Origin of the sequence: Psychroserpens damuponensis (assembly GCF_000826655.1) — a bacterium.
GTDB lineage: Bacteria > Bacteroidota > Bacteroidia > Flavobacteriales > Flavobacteriaceae > Psychroserpens > Psychroserpens damuponensis.
This window is the reverse complement of record NZ_JXJO01000022.1, coordinates 98,725-117,026: the sequence shown is the minus strand read 5'-3', so window position 1 is coordinate 117,026 and position 18,302 is coordinate 98,725. Positions and strand designations below refer to the sequence as shown.

Below are 18,302 nucleotides of genomic sequence, written 5' to 3'. Positions count from 1 at the left end.
TAATACAAAATTATGAGCAGTAAAAATTTTGAAACAGAGGCGATTAGGACTCAAACAGAACGTTCTCAGTTTTTAGAACATTCCACACCTTTGTACTTAACATCGAGCTTTGTTTTTGAAGATGCCGAAGATATGAGAGCGTCATTTTCCGAAGAAAAACAACGCAATATTTACAGTCGTTTTACAAATCCTAATACCTCTGAGTTTGTAGAGAAAATTTGTAAAATGGAAGGCGCTGAAGCTGGATACGCATTTGCAACTGGTATGTCTGCTGTATTTTCAACATTTGCGGCATTATTAAATGCTGGAGATCATATTGTTTCTGCACGTAGTATTTTTGGATCAACTCATGGATTATTCACAAAGTTTTTACCAAAATGGAATATTGAAACCAGTTATTTTGATGTTAATAATCTAGATTCAATTGAAGCTTTAATTCAGTCAAATACCAAAATTTTATATGCCGAAAGTCCAACAAACCCAGCAGTAGATATTATAGATTTAGAGCGTTTAGGTCAAATTGCTAAACAGCATAATATTTTATTGGTTATTGATAATTGTTTTGCAACACCTTATTTACAAAATCCAATTAAGTTTGGTGCAGATTTGGTCATTCATTCGGCAACAAAATTAATAGATGGTCAAGGACGAGTTTTAGGAGGAGTAACTGTTGGTAAAGCTGATTTAATTAGAGAGATTTATCTGTTTTCAAGAAATACAGGTCCTGCATTATCACCATTTAATGCTTGGGTATTATCTAAAAGTTTAGAAACCATAGCTGTACGCGTAGATAAACATTGTGACAATGCCTTAAAGGTGGCTGAGTTCTTAGAAAAACATTCAGGAATTAAAACGGTTAAATACCCTTTTTTAAAATCACATCCTCAATATGAGATTGCAAAAAAACAAATGAAATTAGGCGGTAATGTAGTGGCTTTTGAAGTTAAAGGAGGTGTTAAATCTGGACGTGAATTTTTAAATGCCATAAAATTATGTTCGTTGTCTGCAAATTTAGGAGATACTAGAACTATTGTTACACATCCAGCATCAACAACTCATGCTAAACTTTCCGAAGAAAATAGGTTAGAAGTAGGTATAACAGGAGGATTGGTTCGGATTTCTGTTGGATTAGAAAACGTAGAGGATATTATTAACGATTTAGATCAGGCTTTAAATTGATAGTATAAAAAAGTATCTTTGTGTTGATGTTATCAAAGAAAACAAAATACGGTATTAAAGCGCTCACTTATTTGGCGAGACAGGATAGTAAAAATCCGGTCTCAATTGCCACGATTTCAAAAAGCGAAAATATATCAGTGAAATTTTTAGAAAGTATTTTGTTAACCCTTAAAAAGAATGGCATTTTAGGGTCTAAAAAAGGCATTGGTGGTGGTTATTATTTAATTAAAAACCCTAAAGATGTTCCAATGACTACAGTAATGAGAATTCTTGAAGGTCCAATAGCGATGGTGCCATGCGTTAGTTTAAATTATTATGAAAAATGTGATGATTGTCCTGACGAAGGGACTTGTGCAGTTCATAAATTAATGATTCAAATTCGAGATAATTCTCTTAAGATATTTAGAAACACTACGTTAGCTGAATTAGCGAATTAACACATTCGCAATAAATTCAAATTATTTTTATCAAATTAACTATTAATATTACAGTATTATGCTTTAGGTTTGCATTATTATCCTACTAACCCGATAGGGTATTAGAAAAATAATTAAATATATTTTATGAATACAATTTTAAATAGAAGTAAAGTTGCCTCTGTAGAAGAACAAACATATGAAGCAATTGGAGATAAAATAAAGAAAATACTGGTGAAAACCATCAGCTGGAGAGTTTTAGGTGCCTTAGTAACAATAGTTATTACCTATTTCATTACTAGAACAAAATAAAACGGGAAGATGATAGATATAGATATTGAGCAATTAAATAAGGAACTTAAATATAAATCACCAAATGAAATTATTGAGTGGGCTTTAACCTTATCAGAGAAAAGAATCGTAACCACAAGTTTTGGCAAGTATTCTGCCATTTTATTAAGTACGATGGCTAAACATGATAAAGACATCAATGTGATTTGGTGTGATACGCTCTACAATCAACCAAGTACGTATAAACATGCTGAGGATTTAATTAAAAATTACAATCTAAATATCAATAAATACCAATCTCTTAAAAGTAAAGCAGAGATAGACGCAACTATTGGTTTACCAAGTATTGAAGACGATAATCATGCTGAATTCTCTGAAGTAGTAAAACTAGAACCTTTTAGAAGAGCATTACAAGAGCACAATCCTGAGATTTGGTTTACTAACATTAGAATTCGCCAAACAGAACTTAGAAATAAGAAAGATATTTTAAGCTATAGTAAGGATGGGATTTTAAAAATTAGTCCGTTTTATTATTGGACAGATGACGATTTAGATAAGTATTTAAATACGCATGATCTCCCTAAAAACTTTGACTATTTTGATCCAATAAAAGCCTTGCAAAATAGAGAGTGTGGTATCCATTTGCAATAAATAAAAAAAGTATGCAAAGTTTTAGAACCGAAATAGAAAATCCTGTTGTTGAGCAAGACATCATAGAATTAGCAAATAAAATTGCATTGTTTCATGATGGCAAAATTGATGAAGAGAAATTTAGAAGCCTTCGTCTCGCTAGAGGTGTTTATGGACAACGTCAACAAGGCGTGCAGATGATTCGTATTAAATTGCCCTACGGAAAAGTGCTAAGCAACCAATTACGTAGAATTGCAGACGTCTCTGATGAGTATTCACGAGGACGTTTACACATCACAACAAGGCAGGATATTCAAATTCATTACGTAGATTTAGATCGTACGCCTCAACTTTGGGAAGAGTTAGAACGCGATAACGTAACACTACGTGAAGCTTGTGGTAACACCGTAAGAAATGTTACCGCAAGTGAAACTGCAGGCATTGATGTTAATGAGCCTTTTGATGTCTCACCTTATGCAGATGCGCTATTTCGTTTCTTTTTACGTAACCCAATTTGTCAAGAAATGGGACGTAAGTTTAAAGTGTCATTCTCAGCTTCTAATGAAGACACGGGTTTGTCATACATCCACGATTTGGGTTTTATCGCTAAAATCCAAAATGGAGAACGCGGTTTTAAAGTGCTATTAGGTGGCGGATTAGGGTCTCAGCCTAGACATGCAGATTTACTTTATGACTTTTTACCTACTAATAAAATCATTCCAGTTATGGAAGGTGTTTTGAGAATTTTTGATCGTCATGGTGAACGTAAAAGTAGAGCCAAAGCCCGAATGAAATTTTTAATTAAAAATATTGGTTTGGAGGCTTTCAAAACATTGGTAGAATACGAGCAACAGGCCATAGAATTTAAAACGGTAGAGATTGATTCTAGCAATTATCCTGTGTCTATTCCTGTTTCCGTAGAAACACCAAAAATTGATATTGATAATGCTATTGATTTTGAATTATGGAAATCTACCAACATCATTCCTCAAAAACAAAAAGGTTTTGTAGCTATTGGAATTAAAGTGTTGTTGGGCGATTTTTACACCGACAAAGCAAGGTTATTAGCAAATTTAGTAGAACAATATGCTGCAGGAGAAATTAGATTGAGTCTTAGGCAGAACATCTTAATTCCGTTTGTAAAAGAAGATTTATTACCTCTTTTTTATACCGAATTAAAAAAATTAGGCTTCACAGAGCTTGGCTATAATAAAGCAATAGATATTACAGCTTGTCCAGGAACAGATACCTGTAATCTTGGGATTTCTAGTAGCACAGGAATTGCAGAGGAGCTAGAACGCGTTATAAAACAAGAGTATCCGCAATACTTAAAAAATGAAGATTTAGTCATAAAAATTAGTGGCTGTATGAATGCGTGTGGTCAACATAATATGGCAAATATTGGTTTTCAAGGTATGACCATTCGAACAAAAGACAAGCTAATCGCACCAGCACTTCAAGTATTGTTAGGTGGCGGAAATAAAGGAAATGGATCAGGTGTTTTTGCAGATAAAGTGGTTAAAATACCTAGCAAACGAGGACCAGAAGCACTACGTAGAATTTTAGATGATTTTGAGACCTATGCAACCAATCTAAAATTTGAAGATTATTACGCTCAAAAAGGCGAAAAGTATTTTTATGAACTCTTAACAGACTTATCAAATAGCGACAATTTAACGCAAAATGATTTTATAGATTGGGGAAGTGATGAGGCTTATGTGAAAGCCATTGGTGTTGGAGAATGTGCAGGTGTTGTCATTGATCTAATAGCAACTTTATTTCTAGAAAGTGAAGAGAAAATTGAAGCAGCAACAATTGCTTTTTCAAACCAAGTTTACTCAAGCGCTATTTATTTTGCTTACAGTTCTATGGTCAATTCTGCTAAAGCAATTTTACTATCATTAGATGTGAAAACAAACACGCAAGCAGGCATCATTAAGCAATTTGATGAGCGTATTGTAGATACTCAAAAGTTAAATTTGGCAGTTTCATTTTCAGATTTAGTATACCAAATAAAAGTGCATGCTCCAACCAAAAAATTTGCAAAAGCTTACATCAAAAACGCTGAAGAATTTTTAACCATAGTAAGAGGTTTAAGAGCAAAAGACCTTCAATAATTAAAAAGATAAAGCCATGAAACCCATAGCAAAATTAACAGTAGTTGGCGCAGGACCAGGAGATGAAGAATTAATTACTTTAAAAGGAATTAAAGCTATTGAGTCGGCAAATGTAATTTTGTATGATGCACTTATAAATACATCTCTATTAGAATATGCTCAGCCAGAAGCAGAACTCATCTTTGTAGGGAAACGTAAAGGTTGTTATGCATATCAACAAGATCAAATTAATGAACTTATTGTGAATAGAGCAACATCTCATGGTCACGTTGTGAGGTTAAAAGGAGGTGATTCTTTTGTCTTCGGAAGAGGAGCAGAAGAGATCGATTACGCCAAAAAGTTCAATATAGAAACCTACGTAGTACCAGGGATTTCATCGTCAATTGCAGTGCCAGCATATCAAGGTATTCCATTGACAAAACGTGGTGCTTCAGAAAGTTTTTGGGTCATCACAGGAACAACAAAATCTCATCAAATTTCTAAAGATATTGCATTGGCTGCGCAATCGTCGGCAACCGTAGTCATTCTTATGGGAATGGGTAAACTAGATGAAATTGTTCAAATTTTTTCTTCGGAAAATAAAAGTGACACAGCTATTGCGATAATTCAAAATGGTACCACACATCGAGAACAAGTTGGTATAGGGTCTATATCAACCATAACATCTATTGTTACTAAAAAACAACTCTCATCACCAGCAATTATTGTTATTGGTGAAGTTGTAAACCAACGTGTAGCACTAAACTCAATCAAGCAAGAAGTCATAACGCAATACGTTTAAATACACCAACTATGGAAAGAAACAATTTATATCCAATTTTCTTAAAAATGCACGAATTACAAGTGCTAATCGTTGGTGGCGGAAATGTAGCTTTAGAGAAATTAACATTTTTATTAAAGTCTAGTCCAACTGCTAATGTAACTATGGTTGCGCCTTTTTTTAGAGAAGATGTAAAAGCGTTAGCACAAACATTTGATATAAAAATGTACAATATGGCGTATCAAGAATCATTTTTATGTGATAAGGATTTGGTGATCGTGGCAACCGATAAATTAAGCGTAAACCATCAAGTTTACAATGACGCAAAACGAAGACATTTATTAGTTAATGTTGCAGATACTCCAGACTTGTGCGATTTTTATTTAGGCGGAATTGTCACTAAAGGCCATGTTAAAATAGCCATTTCAACAAACGGGAAATCACCAACTACAGCAAAACGATTACGACAGTTTTTTGAGTCTGTCATACCAGAGGATATCAATCAAATGGTGAAAAACTTAAACGTTTATAGAAAAACATTAAAAGGCGATTTTGAAGATAAAGTTACTGCCCTAAATAAAATTACCGAAAATCTAATACAAAAGTAAAATGATACAAACAGATATATTAATTATTGGAGCAGGACCAACAGGTTTATTTACAGTTTTTGAAGCAGGTTTATTAAAATTAAGATGTCATTTAATTGATGCGTTACCACAACCTGGTGGACAATGCTCAGAGTTATACCCCAAAAAACCAATTTACGATATACCAGGTTTGCCAGAAATTTTAGCTGGTGATTTAACTAAAAACCTATTAGATCAAGGTAAGCAATTTCAACCAGGTTTTACCTTAGGTGAACGCGCTGATACGATAGAAAAACAAGATGATGGGAGTTTTATTGTAACCACAAATAAAGGCACCAAACACCAAGCGCCAATAGTTGCAATTGCAGGAGGTTTAGGGAGTTTTGAACCAAGAAAACCGCTTATAGAAAACATTGCAAATTATGAAGATAAAGGAGTCGCCTATTTTATTAAAAACCCAGAGGTATATCGAGATAAACGCGTCGTCATTTCTGGAGGAGGAGATTCTGCTTTAGATTGGAGTATTTTTTTAGCAGACATCGCTTCAGAAGTCACCTTAATCCATAGAAGAAATGAGTTTAGAGGCGCTTTAGATTCCGTAGAAAAAGTACAAGAATTAAAATTATTAAATAAAATTAATTTGATAACACCTGCTGAGGTTACTGGCATTCATGGAGATCATCATGTAGAAGCAATCACGGTTAAAAAAGGTGAAGAGGAGTTGTATTTAGAAACCGATTTTTTCATTCCGTTATTTGGGTTATCACCTAAATTAGGTCCAATAGGAAATTGGGGTTTAGACATTGAAAAAAATGCTATTAAAGTGAATACCTTAGATTATCAAACTAATATTCCAGGCATTTTCGCAATTGGAGATGTAAATACCTACGAAGGGAAATTAAAACTTATTCTTTGTGGTTTTCATGAAGCAACGTTGATGTGCCAATCTGCTTATAAAATATTAAATCCAGGAAAAAAGTATGTTTTAAAATATACAACCGTTAGTGGAATAAATGGATTTGATGGCACACGAAAAGAAGCCGAAAAAGCAGTAGTAAAAGCTATCGTTTAATTATAATAAGTATTTAAATATGAGTAATCAAAACCCTGAATTTGGAAATATTAAAGCTTACCTTGATAAAGGCGCTATTGTATTGGATGTTAGAACCGAAGTAGAATATAATCAAGGTCATGTTAAAAATGCGGTTCATATTGTTTTAGATCAGTTAGAATACGAAATAGACCAATTAAAAGCATTGCAAAAACCAATTATCACCTGTTGTAGAAGTGGTGTAAGAAGTGAACACGCTAAAGATTTACTGCTTAACGAAGATGTTGATGCAATAAATGGAGGTTCATGGCAAAATGTAGAATATTATATTTAATAAATAATATTTTTTTATTATAAATTTAATGCGTTAATTTACGTTATCGTTCATATTATTATTGATGTTATCATGAAAGGCAGAGGGAATAGACCCATTGAAGCCTTAGCAACCCTTTATCTTAAAGAAGGTGCTAAATTCTACCAAAAATTATTTTTTGGACAGATAAACAATACACAAGTAAATTCTACTTTACTTTCGTGATGACATTTTTATAAAACAGTATAAAATGTCAGATATTTTAGAAGCCTTACAAAACAGAATTTTAGTACTCGATGGTGCCATGGGAACCATGTTGCAACGTTATAATTTTTCCGAAGAAAACTTTAGAGGAGAACGTTTTAAAAACTACCCAACATCATTAAAAGGAAATAACGACCTATTATCCTTAACACAACCGCAAGCCATTGCTGATATTCATAAACTCTATTTTGAAGCTGGAGCAGATATTATAGAAACAAACACATTTTCTGGCACAACAATAGCTATGGCAGATTATGATATGGAAGATTTGGTTTACGAATTAAATTACGAATCTGCTAAAATTGCCAAATATGTGGCTACAGAATTTACTAATAGAAATCCTAAAAAACCTCGATTTGTAGCAGGTAGTATTGGTCCAACCAATAAAACGGCGAGTATGTCGCCAAATGTTAATAAACCAGAATATAGAGCCATCACTTTTGAGGAGTTACGAATAGCGTATAAACAACAAGTAGAAGCGCTAATTGATGGAGGTGTTGATGTGCTTTTAGTAGAAACCATTTTTGATACGCTCAATGCCAAAGCAGCATTATTTGCTATTGAAGAAGTGAAAGAAGAACGTCAAATTGATATTCCCATTATGGTGTCTGGCACTATAACAGATGCTTCAGGAAGAACATTATCTGGTCAAACTGTTGAGGCCTTTCTAACCTCAATTTCTCATATACCATTATTAAGTGTTGGGTTTAATTGTGCACTTGGAGCAGAACAACTCAAACCGTATTTACAGCGTTTGTCTCATGAAACCGAGTTTCATACCTCTGCACATCCAAATGCAGGTTTACCAAATGCTTTTGGGGAATATGACCAATCACCAAAAGAAATGCAAACTCTAATTGAAGCGTATCTAAAAGATGATTTAATCAATATTATTGGTGGTTGCTGTGGCACAAATCCTGAGCACATTAAAGCCATTGCAGATGTTGCTCAAAATTATAAGCCACGATTGGTTGTTGGTGTTTAGTATTTGGTTGATAGAAAAAATTGAAATTTAGCATGAAGAATTATACAGAGTTAGAAGTTTGGAAGTATTCAAGAAAATTAGTGAAATCAGTATATCAATTAACAAGTGATTTTCCGAATTCCGAATTATATGCTTTAACGAGTCAAATCAATAGATGTGTGATTTCTGTTCCTTCTAATATTGCAGAAGGAATTGGAAGACAAACAAATAAAGATACAATTCATTTCTTGCATATATCCAGAGGTTCTCTTTTTGAATTGGAAACTCAACTTTTCCTTTCTTTAGATTTAAATTATATAACCCAATCGCAATTCGAAATAATATTTGAAGATATAACATCATGCAAAAAATTGCTTAACGGATTCATTAATTATTACAAAAACAAAAATTAATGATGAGTGAAACTAAACCCAATATACCAAAAACCAAACACCAAAAGTATCTAACATTATCAGGATTAGAACCGTTAGTAGTAACTCCAGAAAGTAACTTTATTAACGTTGGAGAGCGAACTAATGTAACAGGATCTAGAAAATTTTTAAGATTAATAAAAGAAGAAAAGTTTGATGAAGCCTTGAGTGTTGCCAGAGATCAAGTAGAAGGTGGTGCTCAAATTCTAGATGTCAATATGGATGAAGGCATGCTCGATGGTAAATATGCCATGGTGAAGTTTTTAAACTTAATTGCATCTGAGCCAGATATTGCGCGTATTCCGTTGATGATTGATAGCTCAAAATGGGATATTATTGAAGCTGGATTACAAGTTGCACAAGGTAAATGTGTGGTTAATTCTATTAGTTTAAAAGAAGGTGAACAAGAGTTTAAACGCCAAGCAAAACTCGTAAAACGCTATGGAGCTGCAGTGATTGTGATGGCTTTTGATGAAAAAGGTCAGGCAGATACTTATCAGCGACGCATAGAAATTTGTAAACGTTCGTATGATATTCTAGTTCATGAGATTCACTTCCCAGCTCAAGACATCATTTTTGATCCTAATATTTTCCCTGTAGCCACAGGTATGGATGAGCATCGTTTAAATGCCTTAGATTTTTTTAATGCCACAAAATGGATTCGCGAAAATTTACCGCATGCAAATGTATCTGGAGGTGTGAGTAATGTCTCTTTTTCTTTCCGCGGAAATAATACCGTACGGGAAGCTATCAACGCTTCATTTTTATATCACGCTATACAACATGGCATGAATTTAGGAATCGTAAACCCAACCATGTTGGAAGTTTATGATGAAATCCCTAAAGATTTATTGCAGCACGTCGAAGATGTTTTATTTAACAGGAGAGACGATGCAACCCAGCGTTTATTAGATTTCGCAGAGACAGTTAAAGGAGACAAAAAAGAAGATGCTACCAAGGTTTTAGAATGGCGAAATGAAGCATTGCAAAATAGAATAACTCATAGTTTAGTTAAAGGAATAGATAAATTTATAATAGAAGACGTTGAAGAAGCAAGGTTAGCTGCAACAAAACCCATAGAAGTCATTGAAGATAATTTAATGACTGGAATGAATGTTGTTGGCGACCTTTTTGGTAGCGGAAAAATGTTTTTACCGCAAGTGGTAAAATCTGCTCGCGTTATGAAAAAAGCAGTGGCTTATCTGCAACCATTTATTGAAGCAGGAAAACACGGTAAACAAGAATTTTCAGGTAAAATCTTAATGGCAACCGTAAAAGGTGATGTGCATGATATTGGTAAAAATATAGTGAGTGTTGTACTAGGTTGTAACAACTACGAAATTATAGATTTAGGAGTTATGGTGCCTCCAGAAAAAATTATTGAAACTGCTATTAAAGAAAATGTAGATGTAATTGGTTTAAGCGGTTTGATTACACCATCACTCGATGAAATGGTTTATGTCTCTCAAGAAATGGAAAAGAAAAATCTAAACATTCCATTAATTATTGGTGGAGCAACTACTTCTCGTGCGCACACGTCTGTGAAAATTGCACCAAAATATAATAACACTGTGGTGCATATCAATGATGCCTCACGAGCAGTCACCGTCGTTGGTAATTTGCTGCAAAAAAACAATAAAATTTACAAAGCGCAAATACGTGAAGAGTACGATAAATTTAGAACACAATTTTTAAAACGAGGCAAACAAAAAGATTACATCTCTATTGATGATGCACGAAAAAATAAATTTAAAATAGATTGGAGTACTTCGGAAATTGTAAAACCCAAAAAACTAGGCATCCAAATTATAGATGATTTTAACATTACAGCATTAGAGCCTTTTATTGATTGGAGTCCGTTTTTTAGAAGTTGGGACCTTCATGGGAAATATCCAGATATTTTAACAGATGAGGTTGTTGGTACACAAGCTCAAGAATTATTTAAAGATGCGCAGGAGTTACTCAAACGTATATTTGATGAGAAATTATTAAAAGCAAAAGCTGTTTTCGGCTTGTTTCCTGCTAATACAATTAATGACGATGATATTGAGATTGTACTATCACCTCAAGCAGAATCGAGAGATCACATTGAAGATAAAAGAGTTACTTTTTTAACCCTTCGTCAACAATTAAGTAAAAGAGAAGGCGTTCCAAATTTGGCGTTATCAGATTTTGTAGCACCAAAACAATCTGGAGTGCGAGATTATATGGGAGCTTTTTGTGTGTCTACAGGTTTTGGTACCGCAGCTTTAGCAAAACAATTTGAAACGAATCATGATGATTATAATGCTATCATGATTAAAGCGCTGGCAGATCGTTTGGCAGAAGCCTTTGCTGAATACTTGCACAAAGAAGTGCGCACAAAGTTTTGGGGCTATGCTTCCGAAGAAAACTTAACAAACGACGATTTAATTAAAGAAAGTTATAAAGGCATTCGTCCTGCTCCTGGTTATCCTGCATGTCCAGATCATTTAGAAAAGAAAACTATTTGGAAATTACTTAATGTTGAAAAAAATATAGGTGTAATACTAACAGATAGTTTGGCCATGTGGCCAGCAGCTAGTGTGAGTGGTTATTATTTTGGACAAACAGAAGCCAAGTATTTTGGACTCGGTAAAATTTCCGAAGATCAACTAAAAGATTATGCAAAACGTAGGCGTATTAGTGAAGATGAAGCTAGAAAATGGCTAAATCCTAACTTAGCAGAAACTTAACAATTTCTTAGAATAGACAACATAAATAATACACAGTTAAATAGTAATCTTGCGCTATATTTTAAAACCAAGATTATGAAAAAATATAAAGAAGAAATAAGGTTTGCTTTTCATTTATTCCTGTTAACAACAGTGTCTTTATTAGCAGCTTATTTCGTATCAACATGATACTATGAAAGTAACAGATCATATAAAAAATGCGAATGGAAAAACGTTGTTTTCTTTTGAAATGATTCCACCAAAAAAAGGAAATAACATTCAAGAATTGTATAATAATATCGATCCCTTAATGGAATTTAAACCACCATTTATTGATGTAACAACATCAAGAGAACAATATGTGTATATTGATAAAGGTAATGGTTTGTTAGATAGAAAAATTACAAGAATGCGTCCTGGTACGGTTGGTATTTGCGCAGCAATTAAGCATAAATATGATGTTGATACAGTTCCTCATGTATTGTGTGGAGGTTTTTCTAAAGAGGAAACAGAATACCTCTTAGTAGATTGCCATTATTTAGGTATTGATAATGTAATGGCTTTGCGAGGTGATGCGATGAGCCATCAAAAGTATTTTGAAGCTACAAATGGTGGTCACCAATATGCTAGCCAATTAGTGGGTCAAATACAAAATCTAAACTGTGGTAAATATTTGCATGATGTTCTAGAGGCAGATCATAAATCAGATTTTTGTATTGGTGTAGCTGGCTATCCAGAAAAACATATTGAAGCCCCTTCTTTACAAACAGATTTAAAACGTCTGAAAGAAAAAGTAGAAGCTGGCGCAGATTATGTGGTTACTCAAATGTTTTTTGATAATGCCAAATATTTTGAATTTGTAAAAGCCGCAAAAGATTCTGGAATTCATGTGCCTATAATTCCTGGTATTAAACCAATAGCCGTAAAACGTCATTTGCAATTACTACCACAGGTTTTTAAAATTGATTTACCAGAAATCTTAATAGATGAAATAGAAAAATGTGACAATAATGCTAAAGTAAGACAAGTTGGGATTGAATGGGCCATACAACAATCTAAAGAGCTATTAGATGCAGGTGCTCCTGTGTTACATTATTATTCTATGGGAAAAAGTGATAATATTGAGGCGATTGCTTCAAAGTTGTTTTAATTTTAGCTTAAATGTAGCGGTACTGTAGTCTCAAAAAATGTTATTAAACGTTGTTGTAGTTCTATATCATTGTAATAATTGTACTTCCAATCTCGATGATGACGATACACAAGTATCGTTTTGTACTTTAGAAAAACACATATTGCAAATTAGGCTATTGCAGTTAAAACTAAATATTTGATTTTTGCGTATAGATTTTAAGTTGTAATTGGTAATACATACATTTACGCACTAACTAAATTTATGAATCGTTTTTTAGCCTACATGTTTTGTCTGTTTTGTGTAACTGCATTTGCACAAGAGGAAGATCCTAATCTTTTTACTTTAGATACCGATGTTTTCTACGGAACAATTTTAGAACACAATCCAGATATTTCTCATTTAATTACAGGTCATCCTAGCGGATTAATTTTAAGCTACAATAAAAAAACCTACGGATTTAAAGACTGGGAAAGTAGATTTAATTATCCAGATTGGGGTTTTTCATTCATTTATCAAGATATGAAAAACACGTATTTAGGAGAAAATTATAGCTTATACGCTCATTACAATTTTTATTTCCTAAACCGAAATCTTAACTTTAGAATTGGTCAAGGTATGGCTTATACTACCAATCCTTACGATAAAAACACCAACTTTAGAAACAATGCCTATGGGTCAGATTTGCTGAGTTCTACGTATTTAATGTTGAATTATAAAAAAGAGAATATCATAAAAGGCTTTGGTTTGCAGGCAGGTATTTCGGTTATTCACTATTCTAATGCCAATTTTAGAGCGCCAAACACATCTACAAACACCTTTGCATTTAATGTTGGAGCAAACTATATGTTTAATTCAGATAAAGAACCTGAGTATATACCAACTTCCGAAGAAAAAAAATATAAAGAACCCATTGCATTTAATTTCGCATTTAGAAGTGGTGTTAATGAAAGTGATATTATTGATGTTGGTCAGTATCCTTTCTATATTATTTCGGCATATGCAGACAAACGCATCAATAGAAAAAGTGCTATTCAATTAGGAACAGATGTTTTCTTTTCTAAATTTTTAGAAGAATTGATTCATTTTTATGCGGTTGCATTTCCAGAACTTAATGTTAAAGGTGACGAAGATTGGAAACGAGTAGGTGTTTTTGTAGGTCATGAGTTATTTATAAATAAAATGTCATTTGTAACACAATTAGGTTATTATGTCTATTATCCTTACGATTTTGAAGGACAAGTTTATAATAGAATTGGGTTAAAACGTTATTTTGGTGATAAAATCTTTGGAGCCATAACACTAAAATCACATGGTGCGAAAGCAGAAGCTGTAGAATTTGGAATAGGTGTAAGATTATGAGAAAATTAATAGGTGTCATATTTACAATGGTGTTGTTGTCGTGTAATGGCGAGCATGTGCCAGACTGTTTTCAAAACGCAGGAGACCTCATTGAAAGAGAATTTGAAGTTGATGTATTTACCCAAATAACTGCTTATCCTAGAATTGAATTAATTATTACAGCAGGAGAAACTCAAAATGTTATGGTGCAAACAGGTGAATATTTAATGAATGATATTGAGGTGAAAGTCGTCAATGGTCGCCTCGAATTGTACAATAATAATGGATGCAATTTAACTCGCGATTATGCACTTACTAAAGTTTTTGTAACGACGCCTAATCTTAGCGAAATTAGAAATGGATCAGGACGAACCGTAAGTAGTCTAGGGGTTTTAAATTTTGATAATTTAACATTGATTTCAGAAGATTCTAACGACGAAGATGCTTTCTCTACAGATGGAAATTTCGACCTAGAAGTCGATGCTAACTTTTTGAGAGTTGTTGTTAATAATCTTTCAAATGTAGTTGTTGATGGAGAAGTTAACAATTTAAAACTCGAATATTATTCTGGTGACGCACGTTTTGAAGGTCGAGACCTCATGGCTCAAAACGTTACTATTTTTCAGCGTAGTAGTAATGATATGATTATAAATGCACAGCAATCTATAACCGGAGAAATTAGAAGTACAGGTGATGTTATTCTAGTCCATACACCTCCAATCATTGATGTTGAGCAGTTTTATACAGGACAACTTATTTTTGAGGATTAATACTTCGGAAATCTTAAGTTTAAACCTTTTACATAGTTTTACAGCACATAGAACTTTATAGATTGATCACTTAAAACTAACTCGTCAACTCCCTAAACAAACTCTCTAAACTTGCATTTTTTTGATTCAACTGAAGAATCTTTAATTCATTATCATGTGCAAAATCAAACACATGAGAACGCATATCTTCTCCTGTAGAGAATGTGATTTCATAAATAAAATCGTGTGTGTTTTTAACGGTTTTGGCGTTAGGAAGTTTCAGTAAAAAAGCATCTTCAACACGATAATCAAACTCTACAACTACCGTTTGTTCTTTCTCGTCTCGTAAATCTTTAAGTTTTTTATCTGCAACAATTTCCCCTTTATTAATAATAATCACACGGTCACAAATAGCCTCAACTTCTTGCATAATATGGGTTGATAAAAACACTGTTTTATCTTTGCCAATATTTTTAATTAAATGTCTAATATCTACTAATTGATTAGGATCTAAACCTGTAGTAGGTTCATCTAAAATTAAAACCGAAGGGTCATGAAGCAACGCATTAGCCAAACCTACACGTTGTCTATAACCTTTAGATAACTCACCAATTTTTTTGTGAGACTCTGGTGTTAAACCCGTAAGTTCAATAACATCATCGATTCTAGTTTTTGACGTTTTATAAATACCTGCATTAAAAGTAAGGTATTCTTTAACATACATTTCTAGATATAATGGGTTATGCTCAGGCAAATAACCAACACTTTTTTGTACGTCTTGTTTATGAGTTTCAACTTGAAAACCACTAACCTTAGCAATACCTTCTGTAGCATTAATGTAGGTGGTTAAAATTTTCATTAACGTAGATTTTCCTGCACCATTAGGTCCCAAAAATCCAACAATTTCTCCTGTATTTACTGAAAATGAAATATTGTTTAGCGCTTTTTGCTCGCCATAAACTTTAGAAATGTTTTCAACTTCGATAGACATAAATCAATTTATTTATTCAAAAATAGTAATAATTGCTAATGCCTTAGTTTAAATTGTGAAATCTTTAATTCTGAAATGTAAAACCTAAAAAAATTGTCTAACAATTTTGATTTATTAAAAATATAAGTACATTAGCATCATAATAACGACATGAATACATCAAATCATACATATTTTAACTGGTTTTATTTCTTTTTTAGCGAAAAGAACGAGGCATTGTATGTATAATTTATAGTAATAAATATAATATGAGTCTCGATGAAAATCGAGACTTTTTTTTTGATTTAATATTTTGGTAAGTACTTAATAATCATATTGAAATAATACATTGAATTGGTCCTAAATAGGTTTTGGGATGTCATAATTAAAAAGAAAAAATTGATAAAATCAGTAGCCATACAAGGAGTTAAAGGATCATTTCATCACATTGTGTCACAGCAATATTTTGATGAGCGTGTGTTGGTAGATGAATGTATGACATTTGATGCTGTAATTGAAAGTATTTTAAACCGTAATTGTGATGCAGCTATAATGGCTATTGAGAATTCTATAGCAGGTTCTATAATTCCAAATTATGCATTGATTGATACTCATAATTTACATATTGTAGGAGAACATTATCTAGATATTCAACACCATTTAATGGCATTGCCAAACCAAACTATAGATGATATTAAAGAAGTATATTCTCATCCTATGGCATTATTACAATGTAAATCGTTTTTTAAACACTATCCTCATATTAAATTAATTGAAGATATTGATACTGCTCAAGTAGCCCAGAGGATTCAGGAAAATCAAACAAAAAATGTTGCAGCTATTGCATCGCGTTTAGCTGCCCAATTGTTTGAGCTAGATATCATTTCAGAAAGCATTCAAACCATCAAACACAATGAAACACGTTTCTTTATTGTAAAAACTAAAAATGCTGAAATACCAGTACATGAAATCAATAAAGCATCAATAAAATTTGAATTAGACCATAAAAGAGGAAGTTTAGCGACTATTTTAAACGTATTAAGTGATTGTAAGTTAAATTTAACAAAGATTCAATCTCTTCCTAAAATTGAAACACCTTGGAAATATGCCTTTTTTGTAGATGTGACTTTTGAGTCGTTTAAAGACTATGATAAAGCTAAATCCATAATGAAAATTATGGCACAAGACTTTAAGGTTTTGGGAGAATATAAAAACGCAAGACTATGATTAAGGTTGCCAACCGTTTACAAAATGTAGAAGAATACTACTTTTCAAAAAAGTTAAGAGAAGTGCGATTGCTTAAATCTCAAGGTAAGCCCATTATCAATTTAGGTATTGGAAGTCCAGATTTGCATCCTCCAGAAGCTGTGCTAAATGCACTAGTTGAGACTTTTGAAGACGAAACAGTACATAAATATCAAAGTTATCAAGGGATACCTGAGTTGAGAGAAGCTATTGCCAATTTTTATAAATCTCATTTTGATGTCAACCTTAGTGCGCATACAGAAGTGCTTCCATTAACGGGAAGTAAGGAAGGGATTTTACACATTTCTATGGCATTTTTAAATCCAGGAGATGAAGTTTTAATCCCTAATCCTGGCTATCCAACTTATAAATCGGTTACCAATTTGGTAGGAGCCGTTCCTGTTTTTTATGATTTAACGCAAGCGTCTAATTGGTGTCCAGATTTGATAGCTCTAGAAAAAAGAGGCGTTGAAAATGTGAAAATTATGTGGGTGAATTATCCACATATGCCTACTGGAGAAAAAGGCTCGGTTAAATTATTTGAAGACTTAATTAAATTTGGAAAACGTCATAATATTCTAATTGTTAATGACAATCCCTATAGTTTTATTCTTAATCGCTTCCCTAGAAGTATATTAAAATATAAAAATGCCAAAGATGTATGTTTAGAGCTAAACTCTATAAGTAAAACTTTTAATATGGCAGGTTGGAGAGTAGGTATGTTGCTAGGTAAGCATGAATATATAGATGCAGTATTACGTGTAAAAAGTAATATGGATTCTGGAATGTTTTTAGGCCTCCAAAAAGGAGCAATTGAAGCATTAAAATGTTCAGACATGTGGTTTTCGAGTTTAAATAGCGTGTATGAACAGCGTCGTAAAATTGTATGGAAAATTGCAGATGCACTTAAGTGCACCTACAATAAAGGAGCCTCAGGATTGTTTGTTTGGGCTAAGTTGCCTGAACATATTAAAGCAGAAGATTATATCGATTTAATACTAAAAGAAAAATCAATTTTTATCACTCCAGGAACCATTTTTGGTAGTAATGGAATTGGCTATATACGGTTTTCGCTTTGTGCATCTATTGATGAATTAGAGGAAGCATTGGAGAGATTAACATAAAAACTATCTTTTTTTTGATAGACCGTAAGTGGTTGGGAAGAATAGAAA

18 protein-coding genes and 1 riboswitch are annotated in these 18,302 nt (G+C 32.9%); of the genes, 17 read left to right on the top strand and 1 reads right to left on the bottom strand.

Annotated features, from left to right (window positions below; translation table 11 throughout):
* Window positions 1-12 precede the first annotated feature (12 nt).
* The 15 genes from TD29_RS13265 (at window position 13) to TD29_RS13200 (ending at window position 14,936) form a co-directional block, all read left to right on the top strand.
* On the top strand, window positions 13-1,179 hold the full coding sequence (locus TD29_RS13265) for a trans-sulfuration enzyme family protein (RefSeq protein WP_040281231.1): 1,167 nt from the start codon (window positions 13-15) through the stop codon (window positions 1,177-1,179).
* A gap of 26 nt (window positions 1,180-1,205) precedes the next feature.
* On the top strand, window positions 1,206-1,616 hold the full coding sequence (locus tag TD29_RS13260; protein ID WP_040281230.1) for an RrF2 family transcriptional regulator: 411 nt from the start codon (window positions 1,206-1,208) through the stop codon (window positions 1,614-1,616).
* 126 nt (window positions 1,617-1,742) lie between these two features.
* The gene (locus TD29_RS18275) at window positions 1,743-1,907 is read left to right on the top strand and encodes a DUF2061 domain-containing protein (protein ID WP_084203479.1); all 165 of its coding nucleotides are present in this window, start codon (window positions 1,743-1,745) and stop codon (window positions 1,905-1,907) included.
* Window positions 1,908-1,916: 9 nt separating this feature from the next.
* Window positions 1,917-2,537 (top strand): phosphoadenosine phosphosulfate reductase domain-containing protein, encoded by a 621-nt coding sequence (locus TD29_RS13255; RefSeq protein ID WP_040281229.1) that lies wholly within the window; start codon window positions 1,917-1,919, stop codon window positions 2,535-2,537.
* A gap of 11 nt (window positions 2,538-2,548) precedes the next feature.
* On the top strand, window positions 2,549-4,633 hold the full coding sequence (locus TD29_RS13250; protein WP_040281228.1) for a HEPN domain-containing protein: 2,085 nt from the start codon (window positions 2,549-2,551) through the stop codon (window positions 4,631-4,633).
* Window positions 4,634-4,649: 16 nt separating this feature from the next.
* Window positions 4,650-5,414 carry a uroporphyrinogen-III C-methyltransferase gene (gene cobA, locus TD29_RS13245; protein WP_040281227.1) on the top strand — a complete coding sequence of 255 codons (765 nt, stop codon included), beginning with the start codon at window positions 4,650-4,652 and terminating at the stop codon, window positions 5,412-5,414.
* A gap of 11 nt (window positions 5,415-5,425) precedes the next feature.
* A complete protein-coding gene (locus tag TD29_RS13240) occupies window positions 5,426-6,001 on the top strand; it encodes a precorrin-2 dehydrogenase/sirohydrochlorin ferrochelatase family protein (RefSeq protein WP_040281226.1) in 576 nt (191 codons plus the stop codon).
* Between the two features lies 1 nt (window position 6,002).
* Window positions 6,003-7,052: an NAD(P)/FAD-dependent oxidoreductase gene (locus TD29_RS13235; protein WP_040281225.1), complete on the top strand. Its 1,050-nt coding sequence runs from the start codon at window positions 6,003-6,005 to the stop codon at window positions 7,050-7,052.
* A 19-nt stretch (window positions 7,053-7,071) separates the two neighbouring features.
* Complete coding sequence (locus tag TD29_RS13230; RefSeq protein WP_040281224.1) at window positions 7,072-7,365, top strand: rhodanese-like domain-containing protein; 294 nt, start codon at window positions 7,072-7,074, stop codon at window positions 7,363-7,365.
* 64 nt (window positions 7,366-7,429) lie between these two features.
* Window positions 7,430-7,537, top strand: a riboswitch (SAM riboswitch).
* 57 nt (window positions 7,538-7,594) lie between these two features.
* The gene (locus TD29_RS13225; protein WP_040281223.1) at window positions 7,595-8,593 is read left to right on the top strand and encodes a homocysteine S-methyltransferase family protein; all 999 of its coding nucleotides are present in this window, start codon (window positions 7,595-7,597) and stop codon (window positions 8,591-8,593) included.
* 32 nt (window positions 8,594-8,625) lie between these two features.
* Window positions 8,626-8,985 carry a four helix bundle protein gene (locus TD29_RS13220; RefSeq protein WP_040281222.1) on the top strand — a complete coding sequence of 120 codons (360 nt, stop codon included), beginning with the start codon at window positions 8,626-8,628 and terminating at the stop codon, window positions 8,983-8,985.
* Window positions 8,986-8,987: 2 nt separating this feature from the next.
* Window positions 8,988-11,717, top strand: a complete 2,730-nt coding sequence (metH, locus tag TD29_RS13215; protein ID WP_084203481.1) for a methionine synthase — start codon at window positions 8,988-8,990, stop codon at window positions 11,715-11,717.
* A 172-nt stretch (window positions 11,718-11,889) separates the two neighbouring features.
* On the top strand, window positions 11,890-12,846 hold the full coding sequence (metF, locus tag TD29_RS13210; RefSeq protein WP_040281221.1) for a methylenetetrahydrofolate reductase [NAD(P)H]: 957 nt from the start codon (window positions 11,890-11,892) through the stop codon (window positions 12,844-12,846).
* A 243-nt stretch (window positions 12,847-13,089) separates the two neighbouring features.
* Window positions 13,090-14,187 carry an acyloxyacyl hydrolase gene (locus TD29_RS13205; RefSeq protein WP_040281220.1) on the top strand — a complete coding sequence of 366 codons (1,098 nt, stop codon included), beginning with the start codon at window positions 13,090-13,092 and terminating at the stop codon, window positions 14,185-14,187.
* Window positions 14,184-14,936 (top strand): head GIN domain-containing protein, encoded by a 753-nt coding sequence (locus TD29_RS13200; protein WP_040281219.1) that lies wholly within the window; start codon window positions 14,184-14,186, stop codon window positions 14,934-14,936. Before TD29_RS13205 ends, TD29_RS13200 begins: the two co-directional genes overlap by 4 nt.
* Before the next feature lie 76 nt (window positions 14,937-15,012).
* Here the strand turns inward: TD29_RS13200 and gldA are convergent, their stop codons facing one another.
* A complete protein-coding gene (gene gldA / locus TD29_RS13195; RefSeq protein ID WP_040281218.1) occupies window positions 15,013-15,906 on the bottom strand; it encodes a gliding motility-associated ABC transporter ATP-binding subunit GldA in 894 nt (297 codons plus the stop codon).
* Between the two features lie 378 nt (window positions 15,907-16,284).
* Between gldA and TD29_RS13190 the strand changes: the two genes are divergently transcribed.
* Together TD29_RS13190 and TD29_RS13185 are read left to right on the top strand one after the other, a co-directional pair.
* Window positions 16,285-17,112: a prephenate dehydratase gene (locus TD29_RS13190; protein ID WP_040281217.1), complete on the top strand. Its 828-nt coding sequence runs from the start codon at window positions 16,285-16,287 to the stop codon at window positions 17,110-17,112.
* A complete protein-coding gene (locus TD29_RS13185; protein ID WP_040281216.1) occupies window positions 17,109-18,254 on the top strand; it encodes a pyridoxal phosphate-dependent aminotransferase in 1,146 nt (381 codons plus the stop codon). Before TD29_RS13190 ends, TD29_RS13185 begins: the two co-directional genes overlap by 4 nt.
* Window positions 18,255-18,302: the final 48 nt, after the last annotated feature.

Bases quoted from the DNA above. Each gene is read 5' to 3' on its own strand.
- TD29_RS13265 (WP_040281231.1), top strand. From the start codon at position 13: ATGAGCAGTAAAAATTTTGAAACAGAGGCGATTAGGACTCAAACAGAA.
- TD29_RS13260 (WP_040281230.1), top strand. From the start codon at position 1,206: ATGTTATCAAAGAAAACAAAATACGGTATTAAAGCGCTCACTTATTTG.
- TD29_RS18275 (WP_084203479.1), top strand. From the start codon at position 1,743: ATGAATACAATTTTAAATAGAAGTAAAGTTGCCTCTGTAGAAGAACAA.
- TD29_RS13255 (WP_040281229.1), top strand. From the start codon at position 1,917: ATGATAGATATAGATATTGAGCAATTAAATAAGGAACTTAAATATAAA.
- TD29_RS13250 (WP_040281228.1), top strand. From the start codon at position 2,549: ATGCAAAGTTTTAGAACCGAAATAGAAAATCCTGTTGTTGAGCAAGAC.
- cobA (WP_040281227.1), top strand. From the start codon at position 4,650: ATGAAACCCATAGCAAAATTAACAGTAGTTGGCGCAGGACCAGGAGAT.
- TD29_RS13240 (WP_040281226.1), top strand. From the start codon at position 5,426: ATGGAAAGAAACAATTTATATCCAATTTTCTTAAAAATGCACGAATTA.
- TD29_RS13235 (WP_040281225.1), top strand. From the start codon at position 6,003: ATGATACAAACAGATATATTAATTATTGGAGCAGGACCAACAGGTTTA.
- TD29_RS13230 (WP_040281224.1), top strand. From the start codon at position 7,072: ATGAGTAATCAAAACCCTGAATTTGGAAATATTAAAGCTTACCTTGAT.
- TD29_RS13225 (WP_040281223.1), top strand. From the start codon at position 7,595: ATGTCAGATATTTTAGAAGCCTTACAAAACAGAATTTTAGTACTCGAT.
- TD29_RS13220 (WP_040281222.1), top strand. From the start codon at position 8,626: ATGAAGAATTATACAGAGTTAGAAGTTTGGAAGTATTCAAGAAAATTA.
- metH (WP_084203481.1), top strand. From the start codon at position 8,988: ATGAGTGAAACTAAACCCAATATACCAAAAACCAAACACCAAAAGTAT.
- metF (WP_040281221.1), top strand. From the start codon at position 11,890: ATGAAAGTAACAGATCATATAAAAAATGCGAATGGAAAAACGTTGTTT.
- TD29_RS13205 (WP_040281220.1), top strand. From the start codon at position 13,090: ATGAATCGTTTTTTAGCCTACATGTTTTGTCTGTTTTGTGTAACTGCA.
- TD29_RS13200 (WP_040281219.1), top strand. From the start codon at position 14,184: ATGAGAAAATTAATAGGTGTCATATTTACAATGGTGTTGTTGTCGTGT.
- gldA (WP_040281218.1), bottom strand. From the start codon at position 15,906: ATGTCTATCGAAGTTGAAAACATTTCTAAAGTTTATGGCGAGCAAAAA.
- TD29_RS13185 (WP_040281216.1), top strand. From the start codon at position 17,109: ATGATTAAGGTTGCCAACCGTTTACAAAATGTAGAAGAATACTACTTT.